Source organism: Sphingomonas faeni (assembly GCF_030817315.1).
Taxonomy (GTDB): Bacteria; Pseudomonadota; Alphaproteobacteria; order Sphingomonadales; family Sphingomonadaceae; genus Sphingomonas; species Sphingomonas faeni_C.
The window spans coordinates 743,642-762,494 of sequence record NZ_JAUSZF010000001.1; the positions used below are offsets into that span (position 1 = coordinate 743,642).

General features: G+C 65.6%; 21 protein-coding genes and 2 pseudogenes. 13 read left to right on the forward strand and 10 right to left on the reverse strand.

Annotated elements, in window-relative coordinates:
- Positions 1–43: 43 nt before the first annotated feature.
- The 9 genes and pseudogenes from QFZ54_RS03515 to QFZ54_RS03555 all read left to right on the forward strand — a co-directional run bounded on the left by QFZ54_RS03515 (position 44) and on the right by QFZ54_RS03555 (position 4,725).
- Positions 44–556, forward strand: a complete 513-nt coding sequence (locus QFZ54_RS03515) for a chemotaxis protein CheW (protein ID WP_373458431.1) — start codon at positions 44–46, stop codon at positions 554–556.
- Complete coding sequence (locus QFZ54_RS03520) at positions 445–1,110, forward strand: hypothetical protein (protein WP_307084468.1); 666 nt, start codon at positions 445–447, stop codon at positions 1,108–1,110. Before QFZ54_RS03515 ends, QFZ54_RS03520 begins: the two co-directional genes overlap by 112 nt.
- Entirely contained in the window at positions 1,107–1,463 is a 357-nt protein-coding gene (locus QFZ54_RS03525) for a chemotaxis protein CheW (RefSeq protein WP_307084470.1), read from the forward strand. The genes QFZ54_RS03520 and QFZ54_RS03525 overlap by 4 nt, the downstream gene beginning before the upstream one ends.
- Positions 1,464–1,609: 146 nt before the next feature.
- The gene (locus QFZ54_RS03530; RefSeq protein ID WP_307084471.1) at positions 1,610–1,975 is read left to right on the forward strand and encodes a response regulator; all 366 of its coding nucleotides are present in this window, start codon (positions 1,610–1,612) and stop codon (positions 1,973–1,975) included.
- A 13-nt stretch (positions 1,976–1,988) separates the two neighbouring features.
- On the forward strand, positions 1,989–2,486 hold the full coding sequence (locus QFZ54_RS03535) for a response regulator (RefSeq protein ID WP_307084473.1): 498 nt from the start codon (positions 1,989–1,991) through the stop codon (positions 2,484–2,486).
- 69 nt (positions 2,487–2,555) lie between these two features.
- A pseudogene (locus QFZ54_RS03540) lies at positions 2,556–2,687 on the forward strand (chemotaxis protein CheB); the annotation flags it as partial.
- A gap of 106 nt (positions 2,688–2,793) precedes the next feature.
- A pseudogene (locus tag QFZ54_RS03545) lies at positions 2,794–3,119 on the forward strand (chemotaxis protein CheB).
- A 214-nt stretch (positions 3,120–3,333) separates the two neighbouring features.
- Positions 3,334–3,945, forward strand: coding sequence for a CheR family methyltransferase (locus QFZ54_RS03550; protein ID WP_307084475.1), 612 nt, complete (start codon positions 3,334–3,336; stop codon positions 3,943–3,945).
- Positions 3,946–4,020: 75 nt separating this feature from the next.
- The gene (locus QFZ54_RS03555; RefSeq protein WP_307084477.1) at positions 4,021–4,725 is read left to right on the forward strand and encodes an HPP family protein; all 705 of its coding nucleotides are present in this window, start codon (positions 4,021–4,023) and stop codon (positions 4,723–4,725) included.
- On the opposite strand, the gene QFZ54_RS03560 is transcribed toward QFZ54_RS03555, so the two are convergent.
- The 3 genes from QFZ54_RS03560 to QFZ54_RS03570 are packed head-to-tail and all read right to left on the reverse strand — an operon-like array spanning position 4,722 to position 6,335.
- Positions 4,722–5,171 carry a cytidine deaminase gene (locus tag QFZ54_RS03560; RefSeq protein ID WP_307084479.1) on the reverse strand — a complete coding sequence of 150 codons (450 nt, stop codon included), beginning with the start codon at positions 5,169–5,171 and terminating at the stop codon, positions 4,722–4,724. The genes QFZ54_RS03555 and QFZ54_RS03560 overlap by 4 nt on opposite strands.
- On the reverse strand, positions 5,168–5,845 hold the full coding sequence (locus QFZ54_RS03565; RefSeq protein ID WP_307084481.1) for a glycoside hydrolase family 25 protein: 678 nt from the start codon (positions 5,843–5,845) through the stop codon (positions 5,168–5,170). The genes QFZ54_RS03560 and QFZ54_RS03565 overlap by 4 nt, the downstream gene beginning before the upstream one ends.
- 7 nt (positions 5,846–5,852) lie before the next feature.
- Positions 5,853–6,335 (reverse strand): UPF0262 family protein, encoded by a 483-nt coding sequence (locus QFZ54_RS03570; RefSeq protein WP_307084484.1) that lies wholly within the window; start codon positions 6,333–6,335, stop codon positions 5,853–5,855.
- Between the two features lie 99 nt (positions 6,336–6,434).
- On the opposite strand from QFZ54_RS03570, the gene QFZ54_RS03575 reads away from it, so the two are divergent.
- Complete coding sequence (locus QFZ54_RS03575; RefSeq protein WP_056050676.1) at positions 6,435–7,925, forward strand: replicative DNA helicase; 1,491 nt, start codon at positions 6,435–6,437, stop codon at positions 7,923–7,925.
- Positions 7,926–8,055: 130 nt separating this feature from the next.
- Here the strand turns inward: QFZ54_RS03575 and QFZ54_RS03580 are convergent, their stop codons facing one another.
- The 7 genes from QFZ54_RS03580 to QFZ54_RS03610 form a co-directional block, all read right to left on the reverse strand.
- Positions 8,056–8,808: a phosphoadenylyl-sulfate reductase gene (locus tag QFZ54_RS03580; RefSeq protein WP_307084488.1), complete on the reverse strand. Its 753-nt coding sequence runs from the start codon at positions 8,806–8,808 to the stop codon at positions 8,056–8,058.
- On the reverse strand, positions 8,801–9,241 hold the full coding sequence (locus QFZ54_RS03585) for a DUF934 domain-containing protein (RefSeq protein WP_056050673.1): 441 nt from the start codon (positions 9,239–9,241) through the stop codon (positions 8,801–8,803). Before QFZ54_RS03585 ends, QFZ54_RS03580 begins: the two co-directional genes overlap by 8 nt.
- The gene (locus QFZ54_RS03590) at positions 9,234–10,865 is read right to left on the reverse strand and encodes a nitrite/sulfite reductase (RefSeq protein WP_307084495.1); all 1,632 of its coding nucleotides are present in this window, start codon (positions 10,863–10,865) and stop codon (positions 9,234–9,236) included. Before QFZ54_RS03590 ends, QFZ54_RS03585 begins: the two co-directional genes overlap by 8 nt.
- 270 nt (positions 10,866–11,135) lie before the next feature.
- Entirely contained in the window at positions 11,136–11,432 is a 297-nt protein-coding gene (locus QFZ54_RS03595) for a DUF2849 domain-containing protein (protein ID WP_307084497.1), read from the reverse strand.
- Positions 11,429–12,220, reverse strand: coding sequence for a uroporphyrinogen-III C-methyltransferase (gene cobA, locus QFZ54_RS03600; RefSeq protein ID WP_307084499.1), 792 nt, complete (start codon positions 12,218–12,220; stop codon positions 11,429–11,431). The genes QFZ54_RS03595 and cobA overlap by 4 nt, the downstream gene beginning before the upstream one ends.
- 252 nt (positions 12,221–12,472) lie before the next feature.
- Positions 12,473–13,885: a succinylglutamate-semialdehyde dehydrogenase gene (astD, locus tag QFZ54_RS03605; protein ID WP_307084501.1), complete on the reverse strand. Its 1,413-nt coding sequence runs from the start codon at positions 13,883–13,885 to the stop codon at positions 12,473–12,475.
- 545 nt (positions 13,886–14,430) lie between these two features.
- Entirely contained in the window at positions 14,431–15,792 is a 1,362-nt protein-coding gene (locus QFZ54_RS03610) for a protein adenylyltransferase SelO (protein WP_307084503.1), read from the reverse strand.
- 37 nt (positions 15,793–15,829) lie between these two features.
- Here QFZ54_RS03610 and QFZ54_RS03615 point away from each other — a divergent pair, with 37 nt between their 5' ends.
- From QFZ54_RS03615 to QFZ54_RS03625, 3 genes are all read left to right on the forward strand, one after another.
- On the forward strand, positions 15,830–16,711 hold the full coding sequence (locus QFZ54_RS03615; protein ID WP_307084506.1) for an alpha/beta fold hydrolase: 882 nt from the start codon (positions 15,830–15,832) through the stop codon (positions 16,709–16,711).
- 59 nt (positions 16,712–16,770) lie between these two features.
- Positions 16,771–17,529, forward strand: coding sequence for an SDR family oxidoreductase (locus QFZ54_RS03620; RefSeq protein WP_307084508.1), 759 nt, complete (start codon positions 16,771–16,773; stop codon positions 17,527–17,529).
- A 178-nt stretch (positions 17,530–17,707) separates the two neighbouring features.
- Positions 17,708–18,817, forward strand: a complete 1,110-nt coding sequence (locus tag QFZ54_RS03625; RefSeq protein WP_307084511.1) for a glycoside hydrolase family 130 protein — start codon at positions 17,708–17,710, stop codon at positions 18,815–18,817.
- Positions 18,818–18,853 lie beyond the last annotated feature (36 nt).

Here is an 18,853-nt window from a genome sequence, read left to right on the forward strand (position 1 = left end):
CTTGGGCGTCGGCTCGCAATGTTTTGCTCTGCCGCGTCAGGCGATGGGGGAGATCGTCATGGTCCGCGGCGATCGGGTGCGGTTTGACACGATCGGTGATGCGGCGACCGCAACGGTGCGGGGGCGCCGGATGCCTCTCGTCTCGCTGGCAACGCTCTTCTCGCTCGGCTGCACTGCGCCACCCACACTGGTCATCGTATCGACACGTGAGGGCGATTACGCGCTCGGCATCGATACTGTTCTGGATACCGAGGAACTGGTCGTAAAGCCCGCGTCGCCGGCAGTGATGGCGGCCGGTATCTATACGGGAATGACGTTGCCGGACAACGGGTTACCGATGCTGCTGCTCGACGCCTCTGGCATAGCCGCAATCACCGGCCTTCGCTTTGCGCCGCGCGCGGCCATCAATGCATCGATGCCGAAGCGGCTGTGCCAGGCGTCCCTGTGCTGTTGTTCGATGATCTCGATCGACAACGCCGCGCGATCGCCTTCGCCGTCATCGACCGTATCAAGCCCGTTTCGAACGATGCGATCCGCTGGTCTGCAGGTGCGATGAGGCTGACGGTCGGCGAAGCGATCATTCCGTTATACGCTGTCGGCGATCTGGGCACGCGGCGCGACGTCTCGGTGCTCCGCTTGACCGACGGGGTTAGCGAGATGGCCTATGCAATCGCCGAGGCGATCGAGATCGTCGAGCTGCCCGCCGATATTGCACCTGCCCGTGGCGTAGGTCCGATCGGGCGTGGTGTTGATCGCGGGCGAACCGGTCGAGTTAATTGGTCCTCACGCGCTGTTTTCGAGTCTGCCGGTGACGATCGTATCGACGCGGATATGCCTGTTGCAGGTCGACGGTTCGGGCTGGAGGGAGACGTTCCTCAAGCCCGCGCTGGAAGCGTCCGGCTACCGGTGCGTCACTGCGCTCGCCAATGGGAGACCGCTGCGGTTGCGCTGGCGATAGAGGATACGCCGTTGCGCGACACGCGTTCGCCGCTAGTAACGTTGCGACGCTCGAAAAGCGCGGATGGTGCCGACGATGCCGAAGATGCGAGCATCTACCGCCACCACCGGCCGGCATTGATACCGGCCCTCGCGGCTCGGAGGTCGGAGTGACCGAACTTTTCCTGGTGCCGCATATCGCCGGTCGGGGCGTCGCTGTTGCTGCGGCACAAGTCGATCCGGTGGTCGATATCGGGGAGATCGTTGCCGTGCCCCTAGCCGGCGCGTTCGTCCGCGGGCTGGCGGCCTTGCGCAGCCGGGTCGTAACGGTAATCGACACCGGCACTGCGCTCGGTCTGACGCCGACGTCCGAGACGGTACGGCGCGCAGTGATCACGGTGACGGAGGGACATCACTGCGCTTCCTGGTCGACTCGGTCGAGGACGTGGCGCCGTTCGTGCCGCTACCGCTGTCCTCGGGTCTGGCGCTGGACGGCGGGTGGGCCGACGCCGGGATCGGCCTCCTAGAACGCGACGGGGAACCGCTGCTGATCCTCGATCTCGCGGCCGTTATTCCAGTTGCTGTCGCCAGAACCTGATATTTCGGCTGCTTAGCCCGCTGCTTACGCTTTTCTGCGTAGATGGAACTCACGATCTACCCCGGAAGGCTTTCCATGAAGACCTATCTCGTCGTCGATGATTCCAACGTGATCCGCAAGGTCGCACGTCATATTCTGGAGACGCTGGACTACACCGTTTCCGTAGCTTGTGACGGTCGCGAAGCATCGGCCTCGTGCATGGCGTCGATCCCCGACGTGATCCTGCTCGATTGGAACATGCCGGTAATGAGCGGTATGGATTTCCTCCGTGCGCTGCGCGAGGCGGACGTGCCGCGGCGTCCGAAGGTGGTGTTCTGCACGACCGATAATGGGATGGCGTATATCCGTGCGGCGATCGAGGCGGGCGCCGACGAATACGTCATGAAGCCGTTCGACCGTGACACGCTGGAATCGAAGCTCCAGATCGTCGGCATGGCTTGATCCGGCCTCGATTGTGGCCGGCACGTCCCACCCTTCGTCGCTGACGGCGCTTCGTTCGGAAGACGCCGGTCGCGATATCGCCGATGCGGCACGGGTGCTCATCGTCGACGATTCGGTGGTCGCCCGCCCAGTGATCGCGCGGCTGATCGATACAAGCGACCGGTTCTCGGTCGTCGGCGCGGTGGGCAATGTCGCTGGGGCCTTGACGGTCCTGGAGTGCGCAGAGGTCGACTTCATCCTGCTCGATATCGAGATGCCTGGGATCGATGGGCTTACCGCGTTGCCCGAACTGATTGCGGCGGGGCAGGGCGCGAAGGTCATGATCGTGTCGTCGAGTGCCGACGAGGGCGGGGCTACCGCGGTCCGGGCGCTCGCGCTCGGCGTGGCCGATACGCTAACCCAGCCTTCGACGAGCGCGTTGTCCACGCGGTTTGGTTCGGCACTCGTCAGCAAGCTCGATATGCTGCGCGAATATCAGGGGCCGATGCCACCAGAATCGGTGTCGCGCTAGCCCACCGCGCATCCTTCCGAGGAGGAGGTGCTGCCGAGACGCGCGGTGTCGACGAGCGAAGACTATAACATGGTCGCGATCGGTGCCCCGACCGGCGGCCTCCACGTGCTGAGCCAGGCGTTTCGCGAGCTATCCACCGAGTTCCACCTGCCGATCGTCATCACACAGCATCTGCCGGTATCGTTCATGCCGTATTTTGCCTCTCAGATTGCGCTGCTTGCCGGGCGTCCTGCGACGTGGCGGTCGATCGGATGTGATTCGCCCGGGTCAGATCAGCATCGCGCCGGGCGATGCGCATCTGAAAACCGTGAAACTGTCCGAAGGCGGAGCAGCGCTCCGTCTCAAGCACGAGTCGGTGGCAAGCGGCTTCATACCCGCGGTCGACCCGATGATGGCCTCGCTCGCCGACGTCTACGGTCCACGCTTGCTCGCGGTTGTGCTGAGCGGCATGGGGCGCGACGGCGCGGAGGTGCGCGGCGCGTGCACGATAGCGGCGGCTGCGTTGTCGTGCAGGATCGGCAAAGCTCGGTCGTGTGGGGCATGCCGGGGGCGATCGGCTCGGCGGGTGTCGCGGACGCGGTGCTGGCCCCCGGCGCGATCGATCGGCTGGTCGCAACCGCGCGTCGGCAATGATGTCGGGCACTGCTTCGTCACTTGCGGCATCGCAGACGACGATCGACATCCTGACCGCCTTGCTCGTGGTCAGCACCAGTCAGCAGATTCCCGCATATGGCTCATGGCACCTCGACACCGCACTGAAACCGTTGCTGCGCGCCTGCAAACTCGACAATCTCGATCAGTTGGTGACGCAGTTGCTGCAGGGCGACCGATCGATCGGCGCTCGATCGTGGATGCGCTGGTTAATCAGGAGACCTCGTTCTTCCGCGATGCGCAGGTATTCGAAATGCTTGCCGAGGCGGTCGCCGCAGCGGAGCGCGATAGCCGTCGAGCACGTATCTGGTGCGCAGGCTGTTCGACGGGGCAGGAGCCGCTGTCGCTAGCGATGAAGTTCGCCGAGCGGCACGCCGGCGGAGCGCCTATGCCGGAGATCCTCGCCACGGACGTGTCTGACGCCGGGATCGCGCGCGCGCGGTCCGGCCGGTTCTTGCAGTTCGACATCAAGCGCGGCCTGCCGGTGCGTCGCATGATCCGCTGCTTCGACACGGCCGGAGGCGACTGGATCGCCAAACCCGAACTCCTCGGAATGATCGCATTCCGCCGGATGAACCTAGTATCCGATCCGCCACCGTCCGGACAGTTCGACATCGTCCTGTGCCGCAACATGCTGCTGTACTCGTCCGCCGACACGAAGAGCGCGGTGTTTCCGAAAATCGCGAAGGCTATGAGGCCTGAAGGCATATTGGTGATGGGGGTCGGTCAAACCGTTATTGGCCAGACTTACGTGTTTGCGCCCAGCATGCGGTTCCGAGGATTTTACGAAAAGGTCGTTCAAGCCTGACCCGGTCGGACATGGTCGCCGTGACTTGCCGACGATCTGGCCATAAGGGCGAGGCATCATTCACAGGTGTCCCGCATGCGCAAATTCTTCGATCCCAATCTCGCGGGAGCAAACCTCAAGGATCGCCTCCTGGCGTGTCTGGGCGCGCTGCTCGGCATCGGCTTAACCAGCGTAATCAGTGCAGCGTTCGTTCACCCGCACGGCGCATTCCTACTGATTGCGGCACCGATGGGAGCCGCCGCGGTGCTCGTGTTCGCCGTCCCGGCAAGCCCGCTCGCACAGCCTTGGCCGGTGATCGGCGGAAACACGGTCTCTGCGCTCGTGGGTGTCGCCGTAAGGATGCTCGTACCGGCGCCCGAACTCGCGGCGCCGCTCGCGGTAGGCGCGGCGATCCTCGTGATGTCGCTGACCCGCTCGCTTCATCCGCCTGCTGGCGCGGTGGCGCTGACCGCGATCGTCAGCGGCCCTGCCGTCCTCGACGCTGGCTTCGCGTTCGTACTCATACCGATTGGGGTGAACTCGGTCATCCTGACATTGTGCGGAGTCCTGTTCCACCGGTTCTCCGGGCACAGTTATCCGCACCGTGTTGCCGGGATCGCACCTGCGCCGATCAATGCTGCGCTGCAGGCCGAGGACCTGGACAAGGCGCTAGCCGATCTCGGCGAGACGCTCGACGTCAGCCGCGAGGATCTCGATCTGCTGTTCGGCCGCGTCGAGTATCATGCCAGGCATCGCCGGAAAGGCAGTACCGGCGGCTTTCCAACCGGACGCGCGGCCTAGCTGATCCCGAGATCGGCGGGACCGAACGCGTCGGGAAGCAATTCAGATACGACATAGGTGCGGATCGCATCGCCTTCCGCCGCGCCGCAGTGCACGGGGAGGTCGCGCTTCCCCATCTGCGCGGCCTCGTTGATGATCTGACGGCAGCGCCCACAGGGGCTCACCGGGGAACCGCCGGTTACGCGGCCCTCGGCGTCCATCGCGCCGCCGATCACGCCGATCGCGACGATATCGCGCAGCCGACCCGCAGCGCTGGCCGTGGCGATCGCGACGGTTTCGGCGCACAGTGACAGACCATAGCTGGCGTTCTCGAAGTTCGCGCCGGTAATGACGCTGCCGTCATCGAGCAGCACGGCCGCACCGACCGCGAACCGCGAATAGGGCGCGTGAGCGTTGCGCGAGGCGTCGCGCGCTGCGGCCACGAGTTGCGTTGCTTGATCAGTCACGATGCCACCACGTCCCAATTCACTGGTCCCTCAATCCCGTCGATACGGCGGAAATCGCTCGCCCGCCACATCCGCCACGGTCGCGCGGTGTAGTCGGGCTTGAGGATATTTTCCACCGCCCATAGCGGCCGGGGCACCGCGTCCGACAGCGTGTATTTCCCGTCCACTGCCTTGCTGATTCGCAGCATCACCGGCTGCCTCGTGTGCGTTTCAACCATGGTCACGAACTGCGCGATGTCGGCGATCAGCGTCGCGCGGTCGGGCCGCGCGGTGCAGTCGTCGTGGAACGCGATATCGACCGCGGTCGGCAATGCGTCCGACGTACGCGGCACGAAGGTGTTGAAAGCGTTCGCCTGCTCGTCCGCGCGCTGGCACAGCGAATAGACATGGACCGCACCGCGTCGCAGGCCGGCCTCGGGAAGCGCCGCCCAATTCCCCTCAAATGTCGGATCGCGGCGGTCGGTGCCCGACGTCGCGACGATATAGGCGAAGTCGGCACCACTCGCGCGCACCGTGCCCCATTCGACCGAGCCGGGGTTCTCCGCAAGGTCGATGCCCTGCAACGGATAGTGTTTGACGTTGGGGTGCCATCCAGTTGCCGCGGTCCAGCCGCAGATACCGACAAAGCCGGTTGCGGCCAGCGCGGCCGCGAATTTCAAAAGTCCGTGAGCCATGGGTCTTCTAGTTGCGGATGTGGAGAACGCAGATCAGCGTGAACAGCCGTCGCGCGGTGTCGAAATCGACCTCGATCTTGCCGTCGAGACGCTCCTTGAGCAGCTCGGCGGCTTCGTTGTGGACGCCGCGGCGCGCCATGTCGACCGTTTCGATCTGCGCCGGGGAGGATTGCCGGATCGCCTGGTAATAGCTGTCGCAGATCGCGAAATAGTCGCGGATCGGGCGGCGAAAACGGCCGAGCGCTAGCACCAAAGTCTCGAGATGCGTGTCGTTCTCGCGGTGGATATGGATGCCGAGGCGTCCTTCCTCCGACTGGAGCTTGATCTTGTAGGGGCCGGCATAGCCGTCCGGGTAGGCACGCTGCGGGGCGAAGTGATTGCCCTCGATCAAATCGAAGATTGCGATCCGCCGCTCCTGCTCGACATCGGGCGAGCGCCAGCCGAGACTGGTCTCGTCAAGTTGCACATCGATGATCCGCGGGTCGGCCATACCGGTTCGATAGCGGCGCGCATTCGCCCTGTCACTTATCCCCAGCATTCCGGCGCGAGCAGCTTGGACGAGGACCCGTCCATCGCGTAGGTGAAGCAGATGGCAACTCTCGCATTCCCCGTTCCCGCTGTCCCCGAACCCCAACAGCTTCCCCGCAACGTCGAGGCGGAAGCCGCGATGCTCGGCGCGATGATGATCGACAACCGGCTGGCGGACGATCTCGTCGACAAGCTCGAACCGGGTCATTTCTTCGAACCCGTCCACGGGCGGATCTTCGCCGCGATCAAGACGCTGCGTGGCAACGACATGCTGGTGACGCCGGTAACGCTACGGCCGATGTTTGATGCCGACGAGGGTATGCGCGAGCTTGGCGGGCCGGCGTATCTGGCCGGGCTGACGGGCAGCGGTGCGGGGCTGATCGGCGCGCGCCAGTTCGCGCAGCAGATCTACGACCTCGCCATGCTCCGCGCGCTCGTTTCGGTCGGACGGACGCTGGTCGACCGTGCGATGGATACCTCGGAAGAGGTCAATCCGCGCGCGCAGATCGAGCTCGCCGAGGAAGAACTGTTCAAGGTCGCGGCGGATGGCGGGTCCGAGAACACCGTGAAGTCGTTCGCGCAGGCGACGACTGCGGCGGTCAAGATGGCCGAGCGCGCGCTCAACTCCGGCGGCAATCTGTCGGGCGTCACCACGGGCATCGATTCGATCAACGCCAAGATCGGCGGCATGCATCACAGCGATCTCATGATCCTCGCCGGTCGTCCGGGCATGGGCAAGACGTCGCTCGCCACGAACATCGCGTTCAACGCCGCGCGGCGCTGGATGCGCGACATGGCCGACGGGATCGCCCCTAAGGACTCGGTCGGCGCGAAGGTCGCGTTTTTCTCGTTGGAAATGTCCGCGGATCAGCTCGCGACGCGTATCCTCGCCGAACAGTCGCAGATCTCGTCCGAATCGCTCCGCATGGGTAAGATCAGTCGGACCGAGTTCGCGCAGTTGGCCGCCGCCGCTGCTGAGCTTGAGAATTTGCCCCTGTTCATCGACGACACCGGCGGCCTGTCGATCGGCGCGCTGCATACGCGCGTGCGCCGGTTGCAGCGCCGCCACAACAACGAGATCGGGCTCGTGGTGGTCGACTACCTCCAGCTGCTGTCCGGATCGGGCAAGAGCAAGGACGGCAACCGCGTCCAGGAGATTTCCGAGATTTCGCGCGGGCTGAAGACGTTGGCGAAGGACCTGAACGTGCCGGTACTGGCGCTGTCGCAGCTGTCGCGCGCTGTCGAATCACGTGAGGACAAGACGCCGATGCTCTCGGATCTGCGCGAGTCCGGCTCGATCGAGCAGGACGCCGATATGGTCTGGTTCGTGTACCGCGAGGATTATTACGTCGCGTCGAAGGAGCCCAAGCGGCCGGCGGAAGGGGATAGCTCGAAGATTTTCGAGGACCATGCGTCGTGGGCGGCGGAGATGGAGCGGGTGTATGGTCTGGCGGAATTGATCATCGCCAAGCAGCGCCACGGCGCGACCGGCAAGGTGCGGATGAAGTTCGACCCGACGATCACGAAGTTCTCGGATCTCGCGGAGTATTGATTGCTTAAGTCCCTCACCCCTCCGGGGAGAGGGAAGGGCCCCGCCGCCCTTGCGGTGGGAAGGGAGAGGGGAGTGAGGCTCGGGACGTTGCATCCCAACTCCCTCTCCCCGAAGGGGCGAAGGAATTGGATCAAATCATCGGATCGTAATCGGTCGGCGCGTGGATGCCGCATTCCACCTTGTCGAAACTGCGCCAGCGGCCTGCGCGCGGGTCTTCTCCCGGCGCAACCTTGGTCGTACAAGGCGCGCAGCCGATCGAGAGATACCCCTGCGCCTCGAGCGGATGCCGCGGCAGTTCGTGCTCGGCGAAATAGGCGTCGAGCTTGGCCTTGTCCCAGTCGGCGAGCGGATTGATCTTCAAGCGGCCCTCGTCCTCCTCGAAGCGGGGGAGCGCGGTACGAGTCCCCGACTGGAACCCCTTACGCCCCGAAATCCACGCATCGAACGGGGCGAGCGCGCGACGCAACGGCTCCACCTTGCGAAGATCGCAACACCCATCCGGATCGTACGACCACCGCAACCCCGTCTTGTCCTTGATCGCCAGCAAGCGCGGATCGGGACGAAACACGCGCAGGTCGGTCAACCCGAGTTTCTCCGAAAGCTCGTCGCGGTACGCCAAGGTTTCGCCGAACATTTTTTGGGTGTTGGTGAATATAACGGGAACTTCGACGTCGACCTGGGCGATCATGTGGAGGAGCACCGCGGATTCGGCGCCGAACGAGGACACCGCGGCGATCCGTCCGCGCAACTCACCGACCAGCAGTTCGAACAGCATCTCCTGCGCGGAGACGCCCTCGAACCGGTCCTGCATCGCCATCGCGTCGGCGCGCGTGAATGCGGGCGTCACGTCGATCATGTCGAGCTTGCGTGCTGGCTCACCCATGGCGCAGCTTCCACACCGGCACCGCACCGTCCGCCGCCTTCTGGTACGGCGTGTCGTAGCGCTCCAGGCTGGCGCGCAGCACGTCGATGTCGATCGGTGCCTGGGGTGCGAAGCTGTCGAACCCGCAGCGCCGCATCAGCGGGATCTGGTCGACCAGCACGTCGCCCTGTGCCCGCAATTCGCCGGTATACCCCGCCTCACGAAGGATGCGCGCGGACGAATAGCCACGCCCGTCGCGGTAGCCGGGAAAGCTCACCTCGATCAGCGCGAGCTGGTCGATCTGCGGCAACAGCGCGCGTGCATCGTCGCCCGCTTCCAACCGCACGGCCGCCGCGTTGCTCTGGCCGATGAACGAGTCGAGCGTCACCGCGGGCTCGTCATGCGGCTCGTCGTCGCGGAAGCGGAGCAGCGTCTGGTCCGGATACTCAACCATAGATCGCCTCCTTGAACGTCTCGAAGCCGACGCGGCGGTAGGTGTCGAGGAAGCGCTCGCCGGTCTCGCGGACCTGAAGATAGCGGTCGGTAACGCGCTCGATCGCGTCGACCACGCCGTCCTCCGAGAAGCCGGGGCCGGTAATCTTCGCGAGACTGACGTCCTCTGCGCCCGAGCCGCCGAGCGAGAGCTGGTAATTCTCAGTGCCCTTCTTGTCGACGCCGAGAATGCCGATGTGGCCCGCGTGATGATGCCCGCACGCGTTGATGCAGCCGCTGATCTTGAGCTTCAGTTCGCCTAGGTCGCGCTGGCGATCGAGGCTGCCGAAGCGGGTCGCGATCTTCTGTGCGAGCGGGATCGAGCGCGCATTGGCGAGGCTGCAATAATCGAGGCCGGGGCAGGCGATGATATCGCTGATCAGGTCGAGATTGGCCTCAGCGAGCCCGGCGTCGTTCAGCGCCGACCACACCGCGTGCAGGTCGGCACTGCGAACATGCGGCAAGACGATGTTCTGCGCATGCGTGACCCGCAGTTCGTCAAAGCTGTAGCGTGTGCCGAGGTCGGCCATCACGTCGATCTGGTCCGCCGACGCGTCGCCCGGGATGCCGCCGATCGGCTTCAGGCTGATGTTGACGATCGCATAGCCCGGCTGCTTGTGCGCCTTCACGTTCTGGTCGAGCCAGACGGCGAAGTCGGGATCGCTGCGGTCGATATCGGTCGACGCGTTCTGGTCGAAATCGGGCGCGCCGAAGTGGCTGGTGATGCGCTCGAGTTCGGCGCGCGGCGGATCGAGGCCCAAGCCCTTCACCGCGGCGAACTCCTCCTCGACCTGACGGCAATATTCGTCGGGGCCGATCTCGTGGAGCAGGATCTTGATCCGCGCCTTGTAGATGTTGTCGCGGCGGCCGTAGCGATTGTAGACGCGCAGGCACGCTTCGAGATAGCTCATCAGGTCGTCGGCGGGGACGAAGTCGCGGATCTCGTGGCTGATCATCGGCGTGCGGCCCATGCCGCCCCCGACATAGATCTTCGCGCCGAGTTCGCCGTCGCGAACGTGCAGCCCAATGCCGATGTCGTGGAGGCGCATCGCCGCCCGATCCTCGTCCGCCGCGATCACGCAGATCTTGAATTTGCGCGGGAGGTACGTGAATTCCGGATGGAAGGTCGACCATTGGCGGATCAGCTCGGCCCAGGGACGCGGATCGGCGACCTCGTCCGCGGCGGCGCCGGCGAACTGATCCGAACTGATGTTGCGGATGCAGTTGCCGCTGGTCTGGATGGCGTGCATCTCGACCGTCGCCAACTCCTGGAGGATGTCCGGGGTCTGGTCGAGCTGGATCCAGTTGAACTGGATGTTCTGCCGCGTGGTGAAGTGCCCGTAGCCGCGATCGTACTTGCGCGCGATATGCCCGAGCATCCGCATCTGACGGCCGTCGAGCGTCCCGTACGGCACCGCGACGCGCAGCATGTATGCGTGCAGCTGGAGGTACAGGCCGTTCATCAGCCGCAACGGCTTGAACTGATCCTCGGTCAGCTCGCCAGAGAGGCGGCGGCGGACCTGATCGCGAAATTCGTCGACGCGCTGGTCGACGATCGCCTGGTCGTATTCGTCGTATTTATACATGCGGGGTTCCGGAGAAGGATTGGTTCACGCGAAGGCGCGATGGCGCGAAGAGATTCAGAAGAATTCTGTTCGCGCGGAGACACGGAGACGCGGAGGAGAAAGCACCCGCGCTTGCGGGCAGCAAAGCTGAAGCGGCTAGCGAGTGTGAAGGCCGCTGCGCGGCAAGCGCAACACCTCCGCGTCTCCGCGTCTCCGCGTGAAACACCTTCTCGCTAACCTCTTCGCGCCATCGCGCTCCTTCGACTTCGCTCAGGACAGGCTTTGCGTGAATCATATCACCCAGCTGCCGGCGGTCGGGTCGGCGGGTTTGAGGGTCAGATCGGGCCGCATCGTCGGGCCTAAAGCGCGGATGCGGTCCTTGATGTGGGCGGGGCGGGGGCCTTCGTCGGTTTGCGTCGCCCCGATCAAATAGGGCACGTTGACGCGGCGTGCGCCTTCCTCGGCCTGGAGGATGGATTCACCTGCAACGCCGACGTCGACCGCGTGCTCGACATGGCGCGACCAGCCGTTGCCGGTCCACCACACGACATCGCCGGTGGGAAGGTCGTTTCCGGTCAACAGCTTCATGCGGCGGCGTCCTCTGCTACGCGAGCCCAGCGGGCGAGTTTGTCTTCGGCGTCCGACAGTTCGACGACTTCGCCGACGACGATGATCGCGGGGCTTTTGACGGCCTCGCGAGTCACCATCGCACCGAGGTCGGCCAGTAGCGTGCGGATCGCCCGGCTGCCTTGCAACGTGCCGCGCTCGAGCACGGCAACCGGCATGTCGGGCGCGACACCATCGGCCATCAGTTTGTCGGCAATGTCGGTAGCCGACGCGATGCCCATGTAGATGACGAGCGTGCGGCCTTGGCCAGCAAGTCCGGCCCAGTTCTGGTCGCTGAGACCTTTGCACTGGCCTGCAACGAAGCTGACCGCGCTGGAATGATCGCGGTGGGTGAGCGGCAGCATCGCTTCGGCGGCGCAACCGAGCGCAGCGGATACGCCGGGGATCACCTCGACCGGGAGGCCGGCAGCGCGGACCGCCTCGACTTCCTCACCGCCGCGACCGAACACGAACGGGTCGCCGCCCTTGAGGCGAATGACGATCGCGCCAGTCTTCACGTGCGCGATGATCAGCGCGTTGATCGCCTCCTGCGGCAGCGTGTGGCGTGCGCGCTGCTTGGCGACCGAGATGCGCTGTGCCGACGGCGGCGCGATGTCGAGCACGCGTGGGTCGATCAGTCCGTCATGCACGACGACGTCGGCGGTCTTCAACGCCTCGACCGCGCGGACGGTCAGGAGACCGGGATCGCCCGGGCCCGCCCCGACGAGGATGACGCGCCCGCGGGCGGTAGGGTCTAGGAGGCTTGCCATGCGACCGGAGATGGGCGGATGGGCGCTGTGCTGCAACCGAATGATGCTTTGGCGGTGGGTAGGATTGCTTTTGCGCCGGGTCGGCAGGCCTGACGACCACTCGTCATCCCCGCGGAGGCGGGGACCCATGTCCTCGGACGAATGCAATCCTGCGGCAAAGCTTGCCAGTATGGGTTCCCGCCTGCGCGGGAATGACGGATGGCGTATTTACCGAGCCCCCAATCGATATCATGGGCTACGCCAATTTTGCCGTCACCCGTCGGCTAGGCCAATGCCGATGCTCGCGCGGGCGCTTTCGGATTCGCTGCTGACGACGGGGTAGGCGCAGTAGTCGGCCGCGTAGTAGGCGCTTGGGCGGTGGTTGCCCGACCAGCCGATGCCGCCGAACGGTGCGCCCGACGAAGCGCCATTGGTCGGCTTGTTCCAGTTGACGATCCCGGCGCGGATGTTGGCCCAGAAGCGGTCGTAGAGCGCGGGCGTCTGGCTGATCAACGATGCGGACAGGCCGTAGCGCGTGTTGTTCGCCTCGGCGATCGCGGCGTCGAAATCGTCGACGCGGATGACCTGCAGGATCGGGCCGAACAGCTCGATATCGGGGCGGTCGGCGATGTCGGTGACGTCGATCAGCGCGGGCTTGAGGAATGGCATGTCCTCGACCGGGCGTTCGAGGTGGCGGATCGGGCGGCCGCCGCGCTTGAGCAGTTCGAGGAAGCTGTCGGTCAGTTGCCCGGCGGCTTCGTTGTCGATCACCGGGCCCATGAATGGGGCGGGATTGGCGTGCGGCTCCCCGACGATGATCCGGCCGACCATCTTGTCGACGGTGGCGATCAAGGGCTCATAGAGCTTGGTGTCGACGATCAGCCGACGGGCCGCGGTGCAACGCTGGCCTGCGGTGGTGAAGGCGGACTGGATGACGAGGATCGCTGCGGTGTGCAGGTCGGGCGTGTCCCAGACGACGATCGGGTTGTTGCCGCCCATCTCCAGCGCGAGGATCTTCTCCGGCTTGTCGGCGAAGGCGCGGTTGAGCGCGAGGCCGGTGCTGGCCGAGCCGGTGAACAGCAGACCGTCGATGTCGGGGTGCGCGGCGAGCGCCTTGCCTTCGTTCGGGCCGCCGATGACGAGGCGAATACACTCCGCGGGGACTCCGGCGGCGCGGAAGCATTCGACGAGGAGCGCACCGACTGCGGGCGTCTTTTCGGACGGCTTGAAGACGACCGCGTTGCCGGCGATCAGCGCCGGGACGATGTGGCCGTTGGGGAGGTGCGCGGGGAAGTTGTACGGCCCGAGCACCGCGAGCACGCCGTGCGGCTTGTGGCGGACGGCGATCCGCGAGCCCATCGTCGCTTCCAGCCGGCGCTGTGCCGTGCGATCGGCATAGGCGCTGACCGAGATGTCGACCTTGGCAATGACGGTCTCGACTTCGCCGCGCGCTTCCCAGATCGGCTTGCCGGTTTCGCGGGCGATCAGGTCGGTGAAGGCGTCGTTGCGCTGGCGGACGATGTTGGCGAAGCGCCGCATCGTCTCGATCCGGAAGGCGAGCGGTTTCGAGGCCCAGCTCGACCAGCCGGCGCGGGCGCATGCGATTTCGGCATCGACGTCGCCGATCGGCTGGCGCCAGAGGACCGCCCCGGTGGCCGGCTCGTAGGAGATGATCTCGTCGGGCATGCGTTACTCTTTGCCTTGATTCGCGGCGGGTTTCCACTGGGATGCGCCGCGCTGCTTCTCCCCTTCCTGAAAGGGAGGGGGCGGGGGTGGGCCGGGTTCCATGGGTTCAGACGTTTGCGGCTCGAACCGGCCGACCCACCCCCAGCCCCTCCCTTCCAGGGAGGGGAGCGGTTATTTGGCTAGCGCTTTGCCCATGTTGCACGGCTCGCCCGACCGATTGGGGGTGCGGGCGGTCTTTGCGCCTTCTTCCCCCCTCCCTGGAAGGGAGGGGTCGGGGGTGGGTCGGCTGGTTGTCGGGCGATAGCGCATCTCACGGGCCGACCCACCCCCAGCCCCTCCCTTCCAGGGAAGGGAGTGGTTATTCGGCTAGCGCTTGGCCCCTGTTGCACGGCTCGCCCGACCAATTGGGGATGCGGGCGGTCTTTGCGCCTTCTTCCCCCCTCCCTGAAAGGGAGGGGTCGGGGGTGGGTCGGCTGTTTGGCGGGCGATAGAGCATCTCACGGGCCGGCCCACCCCCAACCCCTCCCTTCCAGGGAGGGGAGCGGTTATTCGGCTAGCGCTTCGCCCATGTTGCGGATCGCGGTGACCTTGGCGTTGAGCAGGGTCCAGTCGTCCTGGTCGGCGATCGGTGCCCAGATCGCTTCGACCTCGTCGATCAGCATGCTGCAAGGCTCGCCAGACCAATAGGGGTGCGAGCGGTCTTTCCGTGGTTCGTAGGAGGCCAGCGCGGCGCGGACTTCGGCCCAGGGTTCGGCGTAGGTTTCGGGCAGGGCTCCGCCGAATGCGTCGAAGAAGAAGCGGTCGATGCCGACGCCCGAAGCGCGGAGTGCGCGTTCGGTGGCCTGGACGAGGGTCTGGTCGGTGTCCGGATCGCGGGGGCGGACGCCGAGCCGCCACAGGATCGCCTGCGTGACTTCGGGTTGGTAGCGCGGGCCGAACTGGTCGAGCGCGGCCACTAGCGGGTCGCTGTCGGCGATCTGGCGGAGGGCGACGGCGAGTTGCATCACGTCCCAATGGATCGCCTCGGGCTGGCGGCCGAACGCGTAGAGACCCTGATGGTCGAAATATGCGGCGGTGAAGGCAGGGTCCCAGGTCGGGGCGAAGCGCCAGGGGCCGTAGTCGAAGCTCTCTCCGGTGACGTTGATGTTGTCGGAATTGAGGACGCCGTGGACGAAGCCCGCCGCCATGTAGCGCGCCGCGAGCCGCGCGGTTCGGCCGACGACGAGGTCGAGCAGGCGGACCGGGTCGTCGCTGTCTTCGTCATACAGGTTGCGCAGCGTGTAGCCAACGAGCTTGCGCAAGGCGGCTTCGTCGCGGTGGTAGGCGAGGCGCTGGAAGCTGCCGATGCGGACATGGCTGTGGTTGAGGCGGACGAGGACGGCGGAGCGTGTCGGGCTGGGCTCGTCGCCGCGTTGTAACTGCTCGCCGGTCTCGATCAGCGAGAGCGTGCGCGAGGTGGGGACATTGAGTGCCTCGAGCATCTCGGTCGCGAGAATTTCGCGGACGCCGCCCTTGAGCGTGAGGCGGCCGTCGCCGGCGCGGCTCCAGGGAGTCTGGCCCGAGCCCTTGGTGCCGAGGTCCATCAGCCGGCCGCGGTCGTCGCGCATCTGCGCGAAGGTGAAGCCGCGGCCGTCGCCGAGATCGGGGTTGTAGCTGCGGAACTGGTGGCCGTGATAGCGGAGCGCGAAGGGCTGGGGGAGTGTGTCGGCGAGCGGCTCGAACCGGCCGAAGTGGCGGGTCCACTCGTCGTCGGTGAGCGCGTCGAGGCCAACCTGTGCGGCGGCGCGGTCGTTGCGGAAGCGGAGCCGGGTCTCGGGGAAGTCGGCGGGGGCTACGGGATCGAAGAAGCCGTCGCCGAGCGTCAGGAGTTCGGTTTCGGGGCGATAGGCTTGCGGGCGGATGGGCATGCGGCGATATGGTGGCCGCTACCCAAAGGACGCAACCATGGCTGCTTACGAAAACCTCTATTGGTGGTCCAATGATGGGCTGAGACTGCACGCGCGGAACTATCCGGGCGGAGCGGAAGGGCAGCCGCCGATCATTTGCATGCCGGGGCTGACGCGGAATGCGCGCGATTTCGATGCGCTGGCGGCAAGGCTGGCAGGGCGCTGGCGGGTCATCGCGATCGACTTTCGCGGGCGGGGCGAGAGCGCGTATGCGAAGGACCCGATGTCGTACGTGCCGCTGACGTACGTGCAGGACGTCGAGGCGTTGCTCATCGAACAGGGTATCAATCGCTACATCGCGTTCGGTACGTCGCTCGGCGGGATCGTGACGATGCTGATGGCGGGGCCGTCGCGGGGGCGGATGATGGCGGCGTTGCTCAACGACGTGGGGCCGGAGATCGACGCGCAGGGGCTGTCGCGGATCCGCGGCTATGTTGGCAAGGCGAGCGTCTTTCCGACCTGGATGCACGCAGCGCGCTGCGTCGCGGAGAACAACGGTGACGTCTATCCCGACTTCGCGATCGAGGATTGGCTGGCGATGGCCAAGCGGCTGTACCGGTTGAACAGTTCGGGGCGGATCGTGCTGGATTACGACCTGAAGATCGCCGAGCCGTTTCGGGTGCCGGGCAACGAGGCCGGGCCGGACATGTGGCAGGCGCTGGCCTCGCTCCGCGACGTGCCGACGCTGATCGTGCGTGGCGGGCGATCGGACCTGCTGTCGGCGGCGACGGCGGAGCGGATGGCGGCGTCGATCGACCATGCCGAGCTGGTGACGGTGCCGGGCGTGGGACACGCGCCGACGCTCAGCGAAGCGATGCTGCAGGATCCGATCGACCGGCTGCTGGCGCGTGCGCTTGAGGGTGCGGCGATCCGCGCCTAGGGACAGCCCGCTAAACCTGCGCGTTAGGCGTGGACGCTACTGACAAGCCGGGAAACTCGATGACCGAACGCGCCGACCTCCACACGACCGCCCGCCCGCTAAAGGGTCGCCGTGCGATCATTACCGGGGGCACGACCGGGATCGGCCGGGCGATCGCGGTGATGCTCGCTGCCCAAGGCGCGAAGGTCTATGTCTGCGGGCGCGACGAGCGGTATCTGCGCGACGCGCTGGCCCATATCCGAGAGGTCGGCGAAGGCGACGGGATGATCACCGAGCTTGCCGACCCCGACAAGGTCCGTGCGTTCTTCGATGCGGGCGAGGCGTATCTCGGCGGGTTCGACATCACCGTCGTCAACGCGGCGGTCGCGGCCGGTGGGCTGATGCAGATGACCGAGGACGAACTGCGCTACGCGATCGCGGTCGACTTCACCGCATACCTGCTCAGCGCACACCATGCCGCGCACCGGATGGCCCCGATTGGCGACATGGTCATCATCGGCTCGCTGAGCGCGCATATCCTCGGGCCCAGCTCCACGGTGTATGCCGGGATCAAGTCGGGGATCGCCGGTTTCTCGGAGGCGCTGCGGCGCGAACTCGGTCCCAAGGGGATCCGGGTGTCGCTGGTCGAGCCGGGCAAGGTCGGGTCGGACATGCAGTATCCCGACGTGCCCGACGACAAGCAGCGCCAGATGATCGAGGCGGAGCAGATGCTGCGCGCCGAGGACATCGCGGCCGGGGTGGAGTTCCTGCTGACGCAGCCGACCCGGTCGGTGATCCAGCAGATCGTGATCGTGCCGCGGGCGCTCGAAGGGGAATGACGAGTCGTCGATCCTGATCGGTCTCCCAATTCCGTTCGTGCTGAGCGAAGTCGAAGCACCGTCGCTTGGGGCACACCCTTCGACTTCGCTCAGGGCGAACGGAAGGGGGGGGCGGACGGAAACGGGGACGAAGATGGTTGGGACGTAATGTCTGCAACAACGTACCAAGGAGAATAGCATGTTCGATCAGCTCGTCTTCACTCCCGCCGACATCGACCTGTCGCGCTCGCCGTTGGCGGGGAAGGTCGGTGCCGAGACCTATGTGCTCGGCGCGTTCAATCCGGGGATGACGCGGCTGGCGAACGGCAACCTGTTGCTGATGGTCCGTGTCGCCGAAGCGTTGAAGCAGCCGATCAAGGACGGCAACGTCCACGCGATCCGCTGGCAGGACGGCGCGTATCTGCGCGATGCGTGGCCGTTGTCGATGGTGGATACCAAGGATCCGCGCAAATTCCTGATCCCCGGCGGCGGGTGGAAGGTGATGGCGCTGACCTCGCTGTCGTGGCTGTTACCGGTCGAGCTGGATGCCGAGGGGCGTTCGGTCGTCGCGGTGCATTACGACAAGGCGATCGCCCCGCAGAAATCCTATCAATGCTACGGCGTCGAGGATGCGCGGATTTCAAAGGTCGGGGACCGCTACCTGATGACGACGTGTTCGGTCAGCCCGGAGCGACATTCGACGACGCTGTATTCGTCCGCCGATGCGCTCGACTGGCAGCTCGAGGGCATCGTCCTCGATCACCAGAACAAGGACATGCTGATCTTCGAGGGGCTGATCGACGGTCAGTATTGGGCGCAGACCCGGCCGCTCGGCGACCTGTATTTCGCCTATCCGCCGGGCAGCGAATGGCGTGCCGGCCCGTCGATCAACCTGTCGCGCTCACCCGACGCGCTGCACTGGAAGCCGCACGATAAGCCCGGCATCCGGCCGCACGCCGCCACCGTCTCGACCGCGCGAATGGGTGGCGGTTCGCCGCCGATCCTGACCGATCGGGGCTGGCTTACGCTCTGGCATGGGGTGGAGCCGTCGGGCGTGGTCGGGATCTATCGGACGTACTGGTCGATCCTGGACAAGGACGATCCGTCGATCACCGTCGCGACCGAGCATAGCGCGCTGCTGGAAGCCAACCCGGCTTTGACCGAGCCTTTGAAGGACAGCATGTACGTCGACAACGTGGTCTTCACGACGGGCATCGCCGACGCAGGCGACTTCTACGTGGTGGCAAGCGGGGAGGCGGATTTGGCATGCCGGATCACGCATGTCGCCAAGGATGTGTTCGCGGCGTGAACGGAAGCCGGGTCGGTGCACGCCGCAGCGCGTCGA

Coding starts and splice junctions, on each gene's coding strand:
- QFZ54_RS03515 (WP_373458431.1), top strand. CDS start 44: ATGGGGGAGATCGTCATGGTCCGCGGCGATCGGGTGCGGTTTGACACG.
- QFZ54_RS03530 (WP_307084471.1), top strand. CDS start 1,610: ATGAAGACCTATCTCGTCGTCGATGATTCCAACGTGATCCGCAAGGTC.
- QFZ54_RS03555 (WP_307084477.1), top strand. CDS start 4,021: ATGCGCAAATTCTTCGATCCCAATCTCGCGGGAGCAAACCTCAAGGAT.
- QFZ54_RS03565 (WP_307084481.1), bottom strand. CDS start 5,845: ATGGCTCACGGACTTTTGAAATTCGCGGCCGCGCTGGCCGCAACCGGC.
- QFZ54_RS03570 (WP_307084484.1), bottom strand. CDS start 6,335: ATGGCCGACCCGCGGATCATCGATGTGCAACTTGACGAGACCAGTCTC.
- QFZ54_RS03575 (WP_056050676.1), top strand. CDS start 6,435: ATGGCAACTCTCGCATTCCCCGTTCCCGCTGTCCCCGAACCCCAACAG.
- QFZ54_RS03580 (WP_307084488.1), bottom strand. CDS start 8,808: ATGGGTGAGCCAGCACGCAAGCTCGACATGATCGACGTGACGCCCGCA.
- QFZ54_RS03585 (WP_056050673.1), bottom strand. CDS start 9,241: ATGGTTGAGTATCCGGACCAGACGCTGCTCCGCTTCCGCGACGACGAG.
- QFZ54_RS03590 (WP_307084495.1), bottom strand. CDS start 10,865: ATGTATAAATACGACGAATACGACCAGGCGATCGTCGACCAGCGCGTC.
- QFZ54_RS03595 (WP_307084497.1), bottom strand. CDS start 11,432: ATGAAGCTGTTGACCGGAAACGACCTTCCCACCGGCGATGTCGTGTGG.
- cobA (WP_307084499.1), bottom strand. CDS start 12,220: ATGGCAAGCCTCCTAGACCCTACCGCCCGCGGGCGCGTCATCCTCGTC.
- astD (WP_307084501.1), bottom strand. CDS start 13,885: ATGCCCGACGAGATCATCTCCTACGAGCCGGCCACCGGGGCGGTCCTC.
- QFZ54_RS03610 (WP_307084503.1), bottom strand. CDS start 15,792: ATGCCCATCCGCCCGCAAGCCTATCGCCCCGAAACCGAACTCCTGACG.
- QFZ54_RS03615 (WP_307084506.1), top strand. CDS start 15,830: ATGGCTGCTTACGAAAACCTCTATTGGTGGTCCAATGATGGGCTGAGA.
- QFZ54_RS03620 (WP_307084508.1), top strand. CDS start 16,771: ATGACCGAACGCGCCGACCTCCACACGACCGCCCGCCCGCTAAAGGGT.
- QFZ54_RS03625 (WP_307084511.1), top strand. CDS start 17,708: ATGTTCGATCAGCTCGTCTTCACTCCCGCCGACATCGACCTGTCGCGC.